The following is a 15,768-nucleotide window of genomic DNA, read 5'->3' as shown; positions in this document are numbered from 1 at the left end:
GCTCACGCCTCCTTCTTGTGGTCGGCGAAACGACCGCCGAGAGTGGCCAGGCTGTCGATCAGTTCGGCAGGCTTCCAGTGCTCGCCGTGCTGCTGGCCCAAGGCATTCAGGCGATCACGAATGGCCGGCAGGCCCTGACGATCGGCCCAGGTCATCGGCCCACCGACTTCGGCCGGGAAGCCGTAACCGTAGAGGTAGACGGTGTCGATATCGGCGCTGGACTCAGCCATGCCTTCCTGCAGGATCTTCGCGCCTTCGTTGACGAGCGCCAGCAAGCAGCGCTCAAGAATCTCCTCCGAGCCGATCTCGCGGCGCTCATAGCCGAGCCGCTCGGACTCACGCTGCACCAAGGCGTCCACTTCCGGATCGTGCTCGGCCTGGCGGCTGCCTTCGGCGTAGCGGTAGTAGCCCATGCGCGATTTCTGGCCGAAGCGGCCCAGCTCGCAGAGGCGGTTGTCGATCTGCACTTCAGCCTCATCCTGGCCCTTGCCGGCCAGTTCGCGGGCGCGCCATTCCAGGTCGATGCCGACCACGTCATACATGCGGAACGGGCCCATGGCAAAACCGAAGCCCTGCAGCGCAGCATCGACCTGATGTGGATAGGCACCTTCGAGCAGCATCATCCGCGCCTCGCGCACATAGGTGGCGAGCATGCGGTTGCCGATGAAGCCCGGGCAGTTGCCGGCGACCACACTGACCTTGCCCATGCGCTTGCCCAGTTCGGTGGATGCTTCGAGCACCGCTTTGGAAGTCTTCGCGCCGCGGACGATCTCCAGCAGTTTCATGATGTGCGCCGGGCTAAAGAAGTGCAGACCCACAACCTGCTCGGGGCGGCCAGTGACTGCGGCGATGGCGTCGATATCCAGCGCGGAGGTATTGCTGGCAAGGATGCCGCTCGGCTTCACGATGCCGTCCAACTCGCGGAAGATATTCTGCTTGAGCTCAAGATTCTCGTAGACCGCTTCGACTACCAGATCCACATCAGCCAGCGCCTGGTAATCGGCCGCCTTGCTGACGCAGGCGCGTCGTGCCGCCGCTTGAGTCTCGTCGATCCGGCCCTGCCGCACATTGTGCGCGTAGGTGTCAGCTACCACGCTCAGCGCCTGTTCCAGCATCTCGGGATTGTTGTCCAGCCAGCGCACCTGCACGCCGGCGTTGGCCAGGCTCATGACGATCCCGCGGCCCATGGTGCCCGCGCCGATCACGGCGGCGGTCTGGATATCGAAGCGGTCTTGGCTCATTGCAGCTGTCCTCGTTGCAAGGCTGGAAAAACTGGAGACCAACCATAGACGAAGACGCTACTATTTTTGAAATTTAGTCTTGTGATGTTTCGGATTCACCAAATGAATATCTACAACTTCGACCTCAACCTGCTCCGTGTGCTGGACGCCCTGCTGCGCGAGCGCAACGTCTCGCGGGCGGCGGAGCGGCTGTCGCTCAGCCAGCCGGCAGTCAGCAACGCGCTCAATCGCTTGCGTGAGTTGCTCGACGACCCGCTGCTGGTGCGTGCCGGCCGAGCCATGCAGCCGACACCAAGGGCGCTGGCCCTGGAAGCACCGATCCGCCACGCGCTGCAGCAGATCGAGCACAGCCTGATTGCTGGCGAAGCCTTCGATCCGGCGCGCAGCCACCAGCGTTTCCGCATCGCCGTGACCGACTATGTGGAGCTGATCTGCATGCCCGCGCTGATGCGGCGACTGGCCGAGCACGCACCCGGCATCCAGCTGGCGATCCAGCACCTGACGCCGACGCTGCCGGTCGAAGCGCTGGACAACGGCGAGGTCGACCTGGTGCTCGGGCGCTTTCTCGAGGTGCCGTCACGCTTTCACGTACGTCGCTGGGCCAGCGAGACGCTGCAGGTGGCGGCGCGGCGCGACCACCCGCTGCTGACGGCGGGGCTGGATCTGGATGCCTTTTTGCGCCTGCGCCACCTGTGGGTGCATGGTGGCCAGACCCGCGGTATGGTCGACCAGTGGCTGGAAGCCCAAGGGCTTGAACGCAAGGTTGTCTACACCACGCCGAACTACCTGCAGGCCGCGCATATCGTCGCCAGCAGCGACCTCGCTGCCGTACTGCCGACCCAGTTGGCGCGCTATTTCGCCACGCTGCTACCGCTGCAAACCTTCGATCTGCCGTTCGATCTCGGCACCTTCGCGCTGGATATCGTCAGCGTCGCACAGCGACAGAACGACTCGGCGCTGCAATGGCTTATCGAGCAGATCGACGCCGTGGCGCCTGGCTGAGGCGCGAGTCGGGCGCAACGAATCTCACGCCTGGCTAATATCCATTTGCTAGTATCTCCCAGCGTTTCCGTCGGGAATTTCCCGAAAGCAGGCGACTGCGGCCGGCTGCGCGGAACATCGCAGCAAGGTGGATATCTACTCTTGCTAATGCGCCATGGTGAACATGGACGATCAAATCAAATCCGGAGCTAGACCTATGGCGGCCCTGCTGCAACGTACCACCGACACCATCACTCGCAATCAGGCCGAACTGCTCAGCAGCTGGAAGTCCGACCTGCAGAATCTGGGCGGCTATCACAACATCAAGCCCGAAGAACTGGCCCAGCAGACCGTCGACTTCATCCGTCAGCTGATCAGCGGAACGGCAGACGGCTCGGCCGATATCAACGGTCCGGCCTGGGACGGCATGCGCCTGTACCTGGAAAAACTCTCGCGCAGCCGCGCACTGCTCGGCATGGATTCGCAACAGACCGCCGGCTTCATCTTCGCCATCAAGCGTCCGCTGATGGCGCTGCTGCAGAGCGAGTACGCCAATGAGCCGGCAGTATTCGCCGAGCAGCTGTGGGCGGTATCCGAGCTGATCGACAGCCTCGGGCTGTACACCGTGCGCACCTTCCAGAAGTCCCGCGAAGAAGTGATCAAGCGTCAGCAGGAAGAGTTGCTGGAGCTGTCGACCCCGGTGGTCAAGCTGTGGGACGGCGTGCTCGCCCTGCCGATGATCGGCACCCTCGACTCGCAGCGCACCCAGGTGGTGATGGAGTCGCTGCTGCAGCGCATCGTCGATACCGGTTCGGAAATCGCCATCATCGATATCACCGGTGTGCCGACGGTCGACACCCTGGTCGCCCAACATCTGCTGAAGACGGTCACCGCGATTCGCCTGATGGGTGCCGACTGCATCATCAGCGGCGTGCGTCCACAGATCGCGCAGACCATCGTGCACCTGGGCCTGGACCTGCAAGGCATCGTCACCAAGGCCAGCCTAGCCGACGCCCTGGCCCTGGCCCTGCGCCGTTCCGGCCTCACCGTGACGAAGGCCGTCTAACAGGCCGTTGAAAAACTCGGCTTCAACTGCCCCAACCCGTCCGGTTTGGCGCTTTTTCAAGCGCTTTGGCCTAACGGAGTCCACACAAGGCCTGACTTCAGGCCTTTTTGACAGGTTTCAGCACCACGTTCACGCCTTTCGGCGTTTTTTGGGCGTAACTCGCCCTATACATGCGATCCTCGCCACCAACCCGACAGGCTACCCAGTCGGATCAGGTTGTAGACCGAGAAACCCAGCAATAACTGAGCACTCAGCTTGGCGCGACCGATCAGCTTGGTCTTGCGCAGGCCGCCAACCGTCTTCAGCCAGCCAAAACCTTCTTCGATCCGCTTGCGGATCTTCTGGCTGGCGGCATACCCCGGATGCCGCGTGGTGCGCCCATCGATGGCGCTGCCCTTGCGCTTCTGCGCCACATGCGGTGTCACTTTCAGCTCGCGCGCCCTCTGCACGAAACGCTTCTGGTCGTAATTCTTGTCTGCACCTACCGTGCTGCCCGGCTTGGCCGTGCGCTCCAGCATCTCCAGCGCCGCCTCTACCTCGGCACGTCCATTGAACTCGGTGCATTCCACATCCACGATCAGACCGTTGCGGTGCTCCATCATCGTGTGGGCCATGTGCGCCAGACGACTGGCATCGCCATTGCTCTTGCGCGCCAGCCGGGCCTCGGGATCGCTGGTCGATTGGTGGGTCGCGTTGCTGCGCTTCTCGCCCTTGAAGTCGGCATCGGGGTTGCGCGTGCCATCCTCCGGTGGGTCGCCGCCATCCTTCTTGATAAAGGACTTGTGCGAGGCCCAGGCGTCGATCAGCGTGCCATCGACGCTGAAATGCTCGTTGCTGGCGTACTCGGACCATGCGGCCAGCGACTTGATGCGCTGGAAGAACAGCCGCGCTACATCCTGGTTGAACAAGCGGTCACGGTTCTGGCTGAAGGTCGAGTGATCCCACATGCGCTCGTCCATCGACAAGCCGACGAACCAGCGAAACAGCAGGTTGAAATCAATCTGCTCGACCAACTGCCGCTCGGAGCGAATGGTGTAAATCACCTGCAGCAACGAGGCGCGCAGCAGCCGCTCCGGCGCAATCGAGGCCCGTCCCAGGGTGGAGTACAGCCCGTCGAAGTCCCGATCCATCGAAGCCAGAACGGTATCGACCAGGCCTCGCAGGGGACGCAGCGGGTGATCGTTCGGGATGCGCTGCTCCAGCGTCGTATAACTGAACAGCTCGTTTTGTTTGAGGTCGAGTCCACGCATCGGCTTGGGCTGGCTTCGGCAGAAGAGGATGGCCGCCATTTTGCCAGAGCCACGCGGGCTCTGGCTTTTTTCAACGGCCTGCTAATGGATCGCATACCCATTCTGCGGATGGGCGAGTTTCTGCTCGTCACCATCCAGGTCGACATGCACGACCAACTGGCGATGACCCTGCAGGACGACCTGGCCGAGCGCATCAGTGTGACATCGGCAAAGGCCGTGCTGATCGATATCTCCGCACTGGACATGGTCGACTCCTTCATCGGCCGCATGATCGGCACCATCTCCGGCCTGTCGCGGATCATGGATGCCGAGACCGTGGTGGTCGGGATGCAGCCCGCCGTGGCCATCACCCTGGTCGAACTCGGCCTCGAACTGCCCGGCGTCAGCACCGCGCTGAACGTCGAGCGCGGCATGCAGCTGCTGCGCGCCCGCGTGGCCGCGCAATGATCGTGCGCAGCAGCGGCAGCCAGCCGGTGCGCCTCGAACAGGATGTCGTGCTGGCGCGGCAGACCGTGCGCAAGCTGACCCAGGAATGCGCCATGCGCCTGATCGACCAGACCAAGCTGGTCACCGCGGTCAGCGAGCTGGCGCGCAACACCGTGGTCTACGGCGGCGGTGGCGACATGGATTGGCAGCTGATCGAGGACGGCACGCGGGTCGGCGTGCGCCTGACCTTCCGCGACGAAGGCCCGGGCATCGCCGACATCAAGCTGGCCATGACCGACGGCTGGACGTCCGGCAGTGGGCTCGGCCTGGGGCTGACCGGCGCCAAGCGGCTGGTTGACGAGTTCGAACTCGACAGCACGGTCGGCGCGGGCACCCGAATCACCATCACGCGGTGGACATGAACGTTCAGGGAAGCGTCACACAGGTCCTGCTGATCGAAGACAACAGCCAGATCGGCCATGCCCGCCGGGTCGCCCAGCGGCTGGCCGAACAGCACGACTTCGACACCAACGATGCCGGGCGCGTCGCCCTGCTCGCCACCGAGCTGGGCAGTAACCTGCTCAAGCACGCCGGGCGCGGCGAACTGCACCTTCGCGTAATTCCTGGACGAGAGGGGCGCGGCGTCGAAATCATCGCGGTCGACCGCGGACCGGGCTTCGACCTCGATCAATGCCTGACCGACGGATTTTCCACCCGCGGCACCCAGGGCATCGGGCTCGGCGCGCTGGCGCGTCAGGCCCAGGTGTTCGATGCCTATTCCGATACCCGCGGCTCGGTGGTGCTGGCGCAGCTGTTTCCTCGCGGCGCGCAGCCGCCGCCGTGGCGCTACGGCGTCAGTCAGCATCCCTATCCAGGCGAAACAGCCTGTGGCGACGCCTGGCAGCTGGCCTTCGATGGGCAGCGCTGCAGTGCCCTGGTCATCGATGGCATCGGCCATGGCGAGCTTGCCCAGCAGGCCGCGCTGGCAGGTGCGGTGGCGTTTGCAGAATCCCCACTGGATTCCCCCTTCGCCCTGTTCAGCAACATGCACCAGGCGATGAACGGCACTCGCGGCGGCGCCGCAGCCATCGCGCACTTCGACGGCCAGCGTCAGACGCTGGATTTCGCCGGCATCGGCAATATCGGCGCCAGCCTGATCGCTAGCGAGGGCTCGCGTGGCCTGGCCTCGCATCCCGGCATCGTCGGCGTGCGCTTTCGCAAGGCGCATGTCTTCGACTACCCGCTGGGCGAGGCGCGGCTCCTGGTGCTCTACAGCGATGGCCTGCAAACACGCTGGAATCTGCGCGACTACCCCGGTCTCGTTCACCGTCACCCGGCCATCATTGCCGCACTGCTGCATCGCGACTTCTGCCGCGGTCGCGACGACGTGACCGTGCTGGCACTCAATCTGGAGGCTCCCCGTGGCTGATCCGACGTCCCCCGAGACCGGCGACGCCGGCCAGCTCGAACAGCTGCGCCGGGCGAATGAATCGCTGCGCGCCGAACTGGAAGAAACCAATCAGGGTGTACTGGCGCTGTATGCCGAGCTGGACACCCAGGCCGAGCAGCTGCGCCAGGCCTCGGACCTGAAGAGTCGCTTTCTGTCGTACATGAGCCACGAGTTCCGTACGCCGCTGGGCTCGATCCTCAGCATCACCCGCCTGCTCAGCGACGAACTGGACGGCCCGTTGAGCCCGGAACAGCACACGCAGGTGCGTTTCGTCAGCTCGGCCGCCAGCGAGCTGAGCGAAATGGTCGATGATCTGCTCGACCTGGCCAAGATCGAAGCCGGCCGCGTCAGCATTTCCCCGGCCTGGTTCGACATGCTCGACTTGTTCTCGGCGTTGCGCGGCATGTTCCGCCCCATCGTCGAGGGCTCGCCGATCGACCTCATCTTCGAAGAGCCCGAAGGCATTCCGCGGCTCTATACCGATGACAAGAAGCTGGCGCAGATCCTGCGCAACTTCATCTCCAACGCGGTGAAGTTCACGCCTCAGGGGGTGGTGCGCGTGTCGGCACGGATGGAAAACCCGCAGCAGGTCCGCTTCGCCGTCAGCGACACCGGTATCGGCATTGCCCCCGAGCTGCACGACCGGCTTTTCGAAGATTTCGCCCAGGTCGACTCACCGCTGCAGAAGCGCCTGCGCGGAACCGGCCTCGGCCTGGCGTTATGCAAGCGTTTCGCCGAACTGCTCGGCGGCCGTGTCGGTGTGGAAAGCGAACCAGGCAAGGGCTCGGAGTTCTATGTAGTTCTGCCTCTGGCGATTGATACGGAGCCTTCCGATGGAGCGTGACAGCCGTCTGTTGATCGTCGACGACAACGTGCCGACGCGCTATGCGATGCGCCGGGTACTGGAACGCCATGGCTATCAGGTGCTGGAAGCCGGCACTGGCAGCGAAGGCCTGGAACTGGTGGCCAACGCCGCGCCGGATGCGCTGATCCTCGACGTCAACCTGCCGGACATGAGCGGCTTCGACATCGCCCGCCAGCTGCGCGCCGATGCGAACACCGCCCTGCTGCCGCTGATTCACGTGTCCGCCGCCTCCATCGAGACCAACGACATCATCACCGGCCTCGATGCCGGCGGCGATGCCTACCTGATCCACCCGGTCGATCCCGACGTGCTGCTGGCGACGCTGCGCACCCTGCTGCGGGTGCGCGATACCGAGCGCGCACTGCGTGACAGCGAGGCGCGCTTCCGGGAAATCTTCTTCCATGTCGCCGCGCCCATCGCGGTGCTCGACGCCGAACTGCAGCTGCACGAGTGCAACCATGCGTTTGAACTGCTGGTGGGAGCCGTCGGCCCGACGGCTCCCCTGTCGCAACGTTTCGCCGCCGGCCAAGAAGCGATTCTCGCCGAGCTGAGCGCACATCTTCAGGCCGGCGAGCGCTGGCAAACGCCGCTGCAAATGCAGGTCAACGGCGATACCCGCGAGACCGAGTGGCAAATTTCCCCGTACCGCGCACAGGGCCTGGGCCTGGTGTTCGTCGAGGACGTAACCGAACAGCGTCTGCGTGAACGCGCACAGCGCCAGGAAATCGCGACTACCACCAGTCAGCTCGCCCACGAGGTCGCCGAGCGAGCGCGCACCGAAGAGCAGCTGCTGCAGGCGCAGAAGATGGACGCCCTGGGCAAACTCACTGGCGGTATCGCCCACGACTTCAACAACCTGCTCACCGGCATCATCACCGGCATCGAGCTGATGAAGCAGCGCATCATCGAAGGCCGCGCCGACAGCGTGCTGCGCTTTGCCGATGCCTCGCTCAGCTCGGCGCGCAGTGCAGCGTCGCTGACCAATCGCCTGCTGGCATTCGCTCGCAAACAGCCGCTGGATGCACGGGCGCTGGATATCAACGAACGCATCCGCTCGCTGGAAGACCTGCTGCGGCGCACCATCGGCGAACGCATAACGCTGACCTTCGACTTCACCGCCGAGCCCGCGGTGGCGCGCGTGGACGTCAGCCAGTTCGAGAGCGCCCTGCTCAATCTGGTGATCAACGCCCGCGATGCGTTGCCCGAAGGCGGGCATATCCGCATCAGTACGTTCCCTTCGGATGGCGGCCAGAAGGCGGAACTCGCCGCAGGTCGTTACATCGGCCTGTGCGTGGGCGATGACGGAACGGGTATCGATCCCGGCGTGCTGGACAAGGTTTTCGATCCCTTTTTCACCACCAAACCGCAGGGCCGCGGCACAGGGCTGGGGCTATCGAGCATCTACGGGTTTGCCCTGCAGTCGGGTGGCGATGCGAGCATTCGCAGCACGCTCGGCGCCGGAACCGAAGTCACCCTCCTGCTGCCCGCCGCCAACGGCGAACAGGCAGCGACGCCTGCCGCAGCGCCGGATAGTTCGATGCGGCTGGTCGGCCACGAGCACGTGCTGGTGGTGGAAGACATGCCCAGCGTGCGCATGCTGATCGCCGAGACACTGATCGAAGCCGGCTACCGCTGCAGCCAGGCGGGCGACGTGGAAACCGCCCAGTCTCTGCTCGAGGCCGACCCGTCGATTGACTTGCTGCTGAGCGATGTCGGGCTACCCCGTCTTTCCGGTCGCCAGCTGGCCGAATGGGCACGCCGCGAGCGTCCGACACTGCCGGTGGTGCTGATGACCGGCTATGCGGAGGGCGCATCCAGTCGCGAGGGATTTGTCGATGAGCGCATGGAGCTGGTGCTCAAGCCGTTCGAAGGTGCAGACCTGCTGATCAAGATCCGCGGCCTGCTCGACGAAGCCTGACGTTGCCGACCGGCCATCCACCGCCGCTTAAAAATCACCGATCTGCGCTTGATGCGCATGGCGCGGGCAACAAAAAACCCGCCGAAGCGGGTTCTTTCTGACCTATCCGAATCCTTCCGGCTGCCTTCCTGGCGGTGGTCGATCATCCTGATCCTGAGCACGTCCTGCGCTTCAGAGTGGGCCTAGATTAATCATCAGGCCGCAGGCAATGAAGAGCCAAAAACCGGGATTCTTGTAAGCCTTTCGCTATAGCTAAAACGAACGTGTCGTTTCACTGTCGCGTTTACCAGCCTGGCGGGACAGAAGGCGCCTTTGCGCGGCCACGCACCCCCGCTGCTTTGTCGGCAAGCGATGCCCCCGCTACGAACTATTAGCGTGGAACATTTGTTGAATTATTTCTCTTGCCTCCATAGCCCATACAATATTGATGATTAACAACTAGTTAAACCCTAAATATTTGAGTTCGCGGGCTTACTTAAAGGAGCCAATTTATTTAAATCGCAAATAAAAGCTGTACATATATTTAAATCTACGTATATTCGCCCCCACTGCTTCGCAATTAACACTTCGACACCCGGCATGATGTTTCTCTGTTTCATCTCCTCGGTTCGTTTTGCTTCTCGCTTCTCAGTCTCGGCACCGAATGTTTCAGTGCTGCAGCCTTAAAACACCTTGGGAGATACTCATGTCTACTCGTCAAAATGGCACAGTCAAATGGTTCAACGATGAAAAAGGTTTCGGCTTTATTACGCCGACCGATGGCAGCGAAGATCTGTTCGTTCATTATCGTTCAATCGAAAGCACAGGCTTCAAAAGCCTGAGCGAAGGCCAAGCGGTCTCTTTCATGGCTACCAAAGGCCAGAAAGGGATGCAGGCTGATCAGGTTCAAGTCTCCTAAGACGCCTGATACAAAAAAGCCCCGCTTCGGCGGGGCTTTTTTTCGTCCGTAATATCTGACGCAACGGCTTTCCCATAATCGGAAAATAATGGGTGCGAATTCTGAATGTCGCAAATAGGCGCGGTCGACGTTCAGCGCCAGCGGCATATGAATACGTCAGAAAAGCAAAAACCCGCCGAAGCGGGTTTTTTCTGACCTTTCCGAATTCCCTTCGATTGCCGTCCTGGCGATGGTCGATCTTCCTGATCCTGAGCGCGTCCTGCGCTTCAGAGTGGGTGTAGATTAATTACACGCGGTGGACGGTTAAAGGGTCGAACGCCTCAGCCTCTTGTAAGCCTTTTGCTATAGCTGCAGGAGCCGGGGAACTTTCAGACCCAAGGAACGCCTCGCAGTCGCCCTGAAAGGCCCGACGTAGAGCCATCCTGAGCAAGCGATGCATCGTAATCGACGGTGCATCGCTGCGACGAGATCCAAAACGCGCGAAACCTGTCCAGCAGACGTATTAGTCCTTCGACAGGTCAACCAGCGGCTCGTCACGAATTTCAGTGTCGCGACCGGCCTGTACCGCTTCGATCCGTTTGCGCGCGGCGTCGACTGCGGCGCTATTGACCAGCAGCTCGTAACTCACGCGAAAATGCTTCTGCTCACCTGGCTCAATCTTCGGCACCAATCCCAACGGCCGTTGATAGCGGCGGTTGTAGGAAAAGCTGGTACCTGGTTCGAGACCGGTCACGTAGCCCTGCTTCTCGGTATCGGTGTTCTTCCACAGCGAGAACACCGGTAGCTCGGCAGTATTGAAGCCGACACTGACGCCGAGATTGCCGGCGCGGTTGTGCAGCATGGTCAGGGTCTGGCCCTGTTCGTCCGCATAGGGCACCACGTTGAACACCGTCTCGTCGTAGTCCCTGGTTGGGCCGCGATAGCGCTGCCAGTCGCTCAGCTCCTTCGCCGCGCGGGGGTTGAACGGTGAGACCTGCTTGACCGGCGCCACGAAGCGCGCGCCCTCCTCCAGCAGCGGCGTGCCGAAATTGGTGTGGTACAACACCTGATATTCCTTGGCGTAGTCGCCCTGATTGGTCAGCGTGTCGTGCAACGAGAATCCGGTGCGGCCGGGCTCTGTGCTGAGCTCGGTGAGGATTGCGAACTCGAGTTTCTTGAAGGCCTTCTCCTGCAGCTCGCCACGCAAGCGAATGGCATAGGGCGGCTTCTCGTCGATCTGCAGCACCACCCGCGAGGCCGGAATGTTCGCCGCACGGCCATGCAGCGTGAGCAGTTCGCCATTGTCTTCGCCGGGGTGGCCGACCCACTCGAAGCCGCAACGGGTGACCAGTTCATTGAAGCCCTCGAGCCAGCCCAGCCCGCCGCGCCCGTTGAGCTCGATAAAGGCGGGGTTGACCACTTCATCCACCGGCGAATCCCAGCCCAGGCGTACATCGCCGGCCACCGCTTCCAGCACGTTCATGCCGCGCGTGGGCACGACGGTCATGCGCATGCTGCCGTTGTCGATCTCGATCAGGCTGACGCCTTCCTGCCGGCCGCCATGCAAGGTACGCATGCTGACCGAGAATGGCGTCGACGCGTCGATGCCCAGCTCTTCGCTGGTGATGCGCCAGTTCTTCGCCGGCTTGTCGTGGTCGATCAGCACCTGTTCCCAGGCCATGGCAGGAGTGGCCAGGCAGATGCCCAGGCCGAGGAGAAGCTGCAAACGGGTCATGGGGGTTCCCTTTGTTGTTATGACTCCTGATCAAGGTAGCTGAAACGTTTCATCTGGCAAGCCAAAGCGGTTGCCGAATGACCGAAGGGAGGCGGAACGCATGCTGTACGGAGTGCTCTAGCTTGGCTTTCAGCCCTTGCTGTAGCGACTCGGCTGCCAGTAGCCGGTGAGCAGCGGCAGAGCGGGGCCACGCCAGCCGCGCTGACGAAGTTGCCGGGCGATCAGCGCATTCATGATCTTGTGCCCCATCAGCAACACGCTTTCATTGGCCTCGGCCAGCTCGATCAACCGATCAGCCGCTGCGCTGGCACGCCTGGTGGATTCGCGGATGTGCTCGGTATGGCTGGCGAAGCCGAGAAACCAGGCGGTGCGAAACGCCAGGCGCCAGAAGCGCGACGGCAACAGCGGCAGTCCCCACTCGGGATACGGCAGGTGCGGCTCGGCGAACAGCGGATCAGGTAGTTCACAGCAGTCGCATTCAAGATGCGAGCGCGATTCGATGCAGCGCTGCAGGGAGCTGCAGACCACGATGCCAACCGAGCCTGCCAGCGCGACCAGACTGTCCGGGCGCTCGGCGGCGACGACCTCCGCAGCGTTGTAGCGCTCGACCCAGGTTTTCATGCCAACCGGCGTGCTCCAGCGCGCTGCGCCGTGGTCGGGTCTACCGTGCCGCACGAGGATGATCTGCATCTGGCTACCGGATACACGGGCCCGGCCGCCAAGGCGCATGCCTGGCAGCAGGGGGATAGAAAGAGGATGAAGGGGGTGGAAACGCCCCGGCACGCGGCCGGGGCGACGGGGTCACTTGTCGAGCTCGTCCTGCTTTTCCAGGAATTCCTCTTCGAGCATCGCATCCTTGACGGCCTGAGGCTGCTCGTCGAGCAGCGGATCATTCAACTCGCCGCTGGACAGTACGCGGGTGTCCAGCTTGCCCATCAGATGCTCCAGCGCGTGCTGCATCTTGTCCGCCGCGCCATCGACCGCCAGCTGCAGCGACTCGGCCTTGTGCGTCACCGACACCGCCTGATGCCCCTTGGGCCGCGCCTCGATCTGGCAACGCTTGTCATCGGCGCCGGCCTTCTGCGCGTTTTCATCGCTGACATGGACTTCCACTCGGGTGAGGAAGTCGTCGAAACGCTCGAGCCGATCCTCAACGGTCGTACCGACCCACTCGTGCAGCTCGACGCTGCCAGGGATGTGGTTGCTATTGACCTGCACTTGCATACGACTACTCCTGATAGATGACGTACCTACTAGAGTTCGAGGCGTGTGCGTCGGCGAGGTTCAGCTGCTTCGTCCGGTTGCCGACCGAGGCGGCTCATCCGGCTTGGCGCCAGCGCGGTCGGCCCGTCCGCCGATAAACCAGCCCACCAAGCCCCAGACCGCCGCGCACACGGCGCCGACCAGGGCGATCAGCCAGACGCCCTGACCGAGACTGTCGAGCAGGCTCTTGGCCCAGCCGCTCAGGGCATCGCCGCCGCGATAGACCACGGTGTCGATGAAGTTCTTCGCCTTGTACTTGCTCTCGGCATCCAGTGGCGCGAAGAGCATCTCGCGGCCCGGGCGGACGAAGGCGTATTCGCCGACGCGACGCACGATCATCACGGCGGCCAGCACGACAAAGGTCGGCGCCAGGGCCAGGCCGATGAAGCCCACGCAAACTAGTGCCGGCACCGCGGCGAGCAGCACGCGAACACCCAAGCGCTGGGCGATCCGACCGGTGATGAACAGCTGAGATAACAGCGCCCCCGCCTGCACCACAAAATCGATCGCACCGAACACCCGCACCTGCTCGGCACGATCCGGAAACAGCTCGGCGACCAGCCTTGCCTGTTCGAAGTAGAGAAAGGTGCTGGCGGACGTCAGCAGCAGCACGAACGCCGCGATGCCGAGCAGATAGCCCGAGCCCAGCACCCGCGTCAGGCCACTGAATGGGTTGCCCGCTACCGGTCGCCGTGGACTTTCGGCATGTTCGGCGCCGGGACGGCCGGCACCCCGTTCCTCGCGCCAGACCATCAGGTAGTGCTTGAGCGCGACCGCGACGACCAGCAAAAGCGCCGCCAGCAGCATCAGCCCGAACTGACCGAGCACGCCGACCAACAGCGCGCTCGTCGCCGGTCCGACCAGACCGCCCACACTGGCACCAGCAGCGATGAAGGCGAACAGCCGGCGCGCCTGTGGCGCGTCGAACACATCGGCCATCAGGCTCCAGGCGACCGAGACCACGAACAGGTTGTAGACCGAGATCCACACGTAGAACACCCGCGCCAGCCAGACGCTGTCTCCGAGCAGGAAGAACAGCCCCGCGAACACGAGCAGGTTGACGCAGAAAAAGCCGTACACCCAGTCGATGTAATGGATGCGCGCGACCCGCGAGTTGAGCCAGGCGAACAGTGGCACCGCCACCAGCATGGCGATGAAGGTCGCGGTAAACAGCCACTGCAGGTTCTCGACGCCGCCCTGAATGCCCATAGACTCGCGAATCGGCCGCAGCATGAAGTAGCCAGAGAACAGGCAGAAGAACAGGCTGAACCCGGCCAGCGCGGCACGCAGTTCCCCGGGGCGGGCATTGATCAGAGCGGCCCCGCGAGCGGCTAGCGAAGTCGGCATTCGGCGCTCAGCGGAAGGCGTCGACGATCATCTGCCGCTGTCGCGCATCCGGCAGCCGCCCCTGGCCGGCGAGCAGGTTGTCGGCCATGTAGCGCGGGTTGGAAGTCGCCGGTATGACCGCAGTTACAGCCGGCTCGGCAAGGATGAACTTGAGCAGCAGCTGCGCCCAGGAGCTGGCATCGATCTCCACCGCCCAGGCCGGCAGCGGCTTGTCCTTGACCCTGGACAGCAGGTTGCCACGGGTAAACGGCCGGTTGATCAGCGTGGCGATGCCGTGGTCGGCGCAGTACGGCAGCAGCTGCTTCTCGGCGTTGCGCTCGCCCACCGAATAGTTGAACTGCACGAAGTCGACCTTCTCCTGCTTCAGCGTCTCCAGCAGGCGGTCGTGGGCCGACTCCAGGTAGTGGGTCACGCCGATGTAGCGCACCCGCCCCTCCTGCTTGAGTTCGCGCAGCAGGCCGAGCTGGGTGCGGGTGTCCTGCAGGTTGTGCACCTGGATCAGGTCGATGGTGTCGGTCTGCAGCGCCTTGAAGCTCGCTTCGATCTGCGCCATGCCGCGTTCGCGACCGCTGGAGGATACCTTGCTGGCGAGGAAGACCTTGTCGCGCTGGCCGTGGCGCTCGACCAGCTCACCGACGACGCGCTCGGCATTGCCGTAGCTCGGTGCGGTATCGATCAGCGATGCGCCGCCATCGAGCAGCACGCGCAGCACCTCGAGCAGCCGCGTCATCTCGGGATCGTCCAGGGCCACGTCATGGGTGCGTGACGTGCCGAGGCCGATGACGGGTAGCATCTCGCCGGTGGAAGGAATCTCGCGTCGACGCAGCGCCTCGGCTGCCCGCACCAGCGACGGCAACAGCGGACCGAGCGCCAGCATCGCTGCGGCCACGGCTGTACGTTGAATGATCTGGCGGCGCGTCGGCATGGGTGGGGTCTCCGGTCGTTTGCGGTATCGACCTCTGAGTATGGTCGAGCCATCCCGCGATACCGGCCCGGCGACGTACGGAGCTTTTCCTGATGTTTCAGAGCGACGCAAGGCGTAAGGAAGCGACGCCACGGTGGTGGCAATATGCCTTTATTTGCGCTTTACTGCGCCGCTTCCGATGCCTGCTGCGTTGACGGCGGGTAGATAACTGTCGAGCCGAGCATGTCCTGCAACCTACCCCAGTCGCGCCAGCCGAGCCCCGGCGGCAAAGCACCTGCCGCGTCGCGCCCGCCCCGTGCACGCTCCAGGCTGAGCAGCCTCTGCTATGCCGCCGGACTGCTGCTGGTGTTCATTCTCAGCCTGCTTCTGCTGCCGAACGACAGCGGTCTGGGTCGGCTGCTGTGGGGCTCGCTGTAACGGCAGC

At 63.2% G+C, this 15,768-nt stretch carries 16 protein-coding genes; 9 read left to right on the top strand and 7 right to left on the bottom strand.

Translation table 11 applies throughout. The features are described 5' to 3' along the window. Positions 1 to 2 precede the first annotated feature (2 nt). On the bottom strand, positions 3 to 1,241 hold the full coding sequence (locus F753_RS47335) for a 3-hydroxyacyl-CoA dehydrogenase (protein WP_023447063.1): 1,239 nt from the start codon (positions 1,239 to 1,241) through the stop codon (positions 3 to 5). A 102-nt stretch (positions 1,242 to 1,343) separates the two neighbouring features. Between F753_RS47335 and F753_RS47330 the strand changes: the two genes are divergently transcribed. Then, positions 1,344 to 2,243: a LysR family transcriptional regulator gene (locus F753_RS47330; RefSeq protein ID WP_023447062.1), complete on the top strand. Its 900-nt coding sequence runs from the start codon at positions 1,344 to 1,346 to the stop codon at positions 2,241 to 2,243. A gap of 196 nt (positions 2,244 to 2,439) precedes the next feature. Then, a complete protein-coding gene (locus F753_RS47325; RefSeq protein ID WP_023447061.1) occupies positions 2,440 to 3,288 on the top strand; it encodes an STAS domain-containing protein in 849 nt (282 codons plus the stop codon). Between the two features lie 164 nt (positions 3,289 to 3,452). On the opposite strand, the gene F753_RS47320 is transcribed toward F753_RS47325, so the two are convergent. After that, positions 3,453 to 4,538 carry an IS5-like element ISPst12 family transposase gene (locus tag F753_RS47320; RefSeq protein WP_011913346.1) on the bottom strand — a complete coding sequence of 362 codons (1,086 nt, stop codon included), beginning with the start codon at positions 4,536 to 4,538 and terminating at the stop codon, positions 3,453 to 3,455. Positions 4,539 to 4,622: 84 nt separating this feature from the next. On the opposite strand from F753_RS47320, the gene F753_RS47315 reads away from it, so the two are divergent. The 6 genes from F753_RS47315 (at position 4,623) to F753_RS47290 (ending at position 10,095) form a co-directional block, all read left to right on the top strand. After that, entirely contained in the window at positions 4,623 to 4,985 is a 363-nt protein-coding gene (locus F753_RS47315; protein ID WP_031298448.1) for an STAS domain-containing protein, read from the top strand. Continuing rightward, positions 4,982 to 5,386 (top strand): ATP-binding protein, encoded by a 405-nt coding sequence (locus F753_RS47310; RefSeq protein WP_003281109.1) that lies wholly within the window; start codon positions 4,982 to 4,984, stop codon positions 5,384 to 5,386. Before F753_RS47315 ends, F753_RS47310 begins: the two co-directional genes overlap by 4 nt. Then, the gene (locus F753_RS47305) at positions 5,383 to 6,393 is read left to right on the top strand and encodes an ATP-binding protein (protein ID WP_023447059.1); all 1,011 of its coding nucleotides are present in this window, start codon (positions 5,383 to 5,385) and stop codon (positions 6,391 to 6,393) included. The genes F753_RS47310 and F753_RS47305 overlap by 4 nt, the downstream gene beginning before the upstream one ends. Then, positions 6,386 to 7,258 (top strand): sensor histidine kinase, encoded by an 873-nt coding sequence (locus F753_RS47300; RefSeq protein ID WP_014821947.1) that lies wholly within the window; start codon positions 6,386 to 6,388, stop codon positions 7,256 to 7,258. Before F753_RS47305 ends, F753_RS47300 begins: the two co-directional genes overlap by 8 nt. Then, complete coding sequence (locus F753_RS47295; protein WP_023447058.1) at positions 7,248 to 9,197, top strand: response regulator; 1,950 nt, start codon at positions 7,248 to 7,250, stop codon at positions 9,195 to 9,197. Before F753_RS47300 ends, F753_RS47295 begins: the two co-directional genes overlap by 11 nt. 685 nt (positions 9,198 to 9,882) lie before the next feature. After that, positions 9,883 to 10,095, top strand: coding sequence for a cold-shock protein (locus tag F753_RS47290; protein WP_014821949.1), 213 nt, complete (start codon positions 9,883 to 9,885; stop codon positions 10,093 to 10,095). A gap of 502 nt (positions 10,096 to 10,597) precedes the next feature. Here F753_RS47290 and F753_RS47285 read toward each other — a convergent pair. The 5 genes from F753_RS47285 to F753_RS47265 all read right to left on the bottom strand — a co-directional run bounded on the left by F753_RS47285 (position 10,598) and on the right by F753_RS47265 (position 15,344). After that, positions 10,598 to 11,809: an aldose 1-epimerase family protein gene (locus tag F753_RS47285; protein ID WP_023447057.1), complete on the bottom strand. Its 1,212-nt coding sequence runs from the start codon at positions 11,807 to 11,809 to the stop codon at positions 10,598 to 10,600. Positions 11,810 to 11,938: 129 nt separating this feature from the next. Further along, on the bottom strand, positions 11,939 to 12,499 hold the full coding sequence (locus F753_RS47280; protein WP_031298447.1) for a histidine phosphatase family protein: 561 nt from the start codon (positions 12,497 to 12,499) through the stop codon (positions 11,939 to 11,941). Between the two features lie 111 nt (positions 12,500 to 12,610). Beyond that, on the bottom strand, positions 12,611 to 13,033 hold the full coding sequence (locus tag F753_RS47275; protein WP_014821952.1) for an HPF/RaiA family ribosome-associated protein: 423 nt from the start codon (positions 13,031 to 13,033) through the stop codon (positions 12,611 to 12,613). A gap of 60 nt (positions 13,034 to 13,093) precedes the next feature. Further along, the gene (locus F753_RS47270; RefSeq protein ID WP_023447056.1) at positions 13,094 to 14,419 is read right to left on the bottom strand and encodes an NTP/NDP exchange transporter; all 1,326 of its coding nucleotides are present in this window, start codon (positions 14,417 to 14,419) and stop codon (positions 13,094 to 13,096) included. A 7-nt stretch (positions 14,420 to 14,426) separates the two neighbouring features. Next, positions 14,427 to 15,344: an aldo/keto reductase gene (locus tag F753_RS47265; RefSeq protein ID WP_023447055.1), complete on the bottom strand. Its 918-nt coding sequence runs from the start codon at positions 15,342 to 15,344 to the stop codon at positions 14,427 to 14,429. Positions 15,345 to 15,566: 222 nt separating this feature from the next. Between F753_RS47265 and F753_RS47260 the strand changes: the two genes are divergently transcribed. Then, positions 15,567 to 15,761 (top strand): hypothetical protein, encoded by a 195-nt coding sequence (locus F753_RS47260; protein ID WP_023447054.1) that lies wholly within the window; start codon positions 15,567 to 15,569, stop codon positions 15,759 to 15,761. Positions 15,762 to 15,768 lie beyond the last annotated feature (7 nt).

Source organism: Stutzerimonas chloritidismutans AW-1 (genome assembly GCF_000495915.1).
Lineage (GTDB): Bacteria > Pseudomonadota > Gammaproteobacteria > Pseudomonadales > Pseudomonadaceae > Stutzerimonas > Stutzerimonas chloritidismutans.
This window is presented reverse-complemented; position numbering and strand designations above follow the sequence as displayed.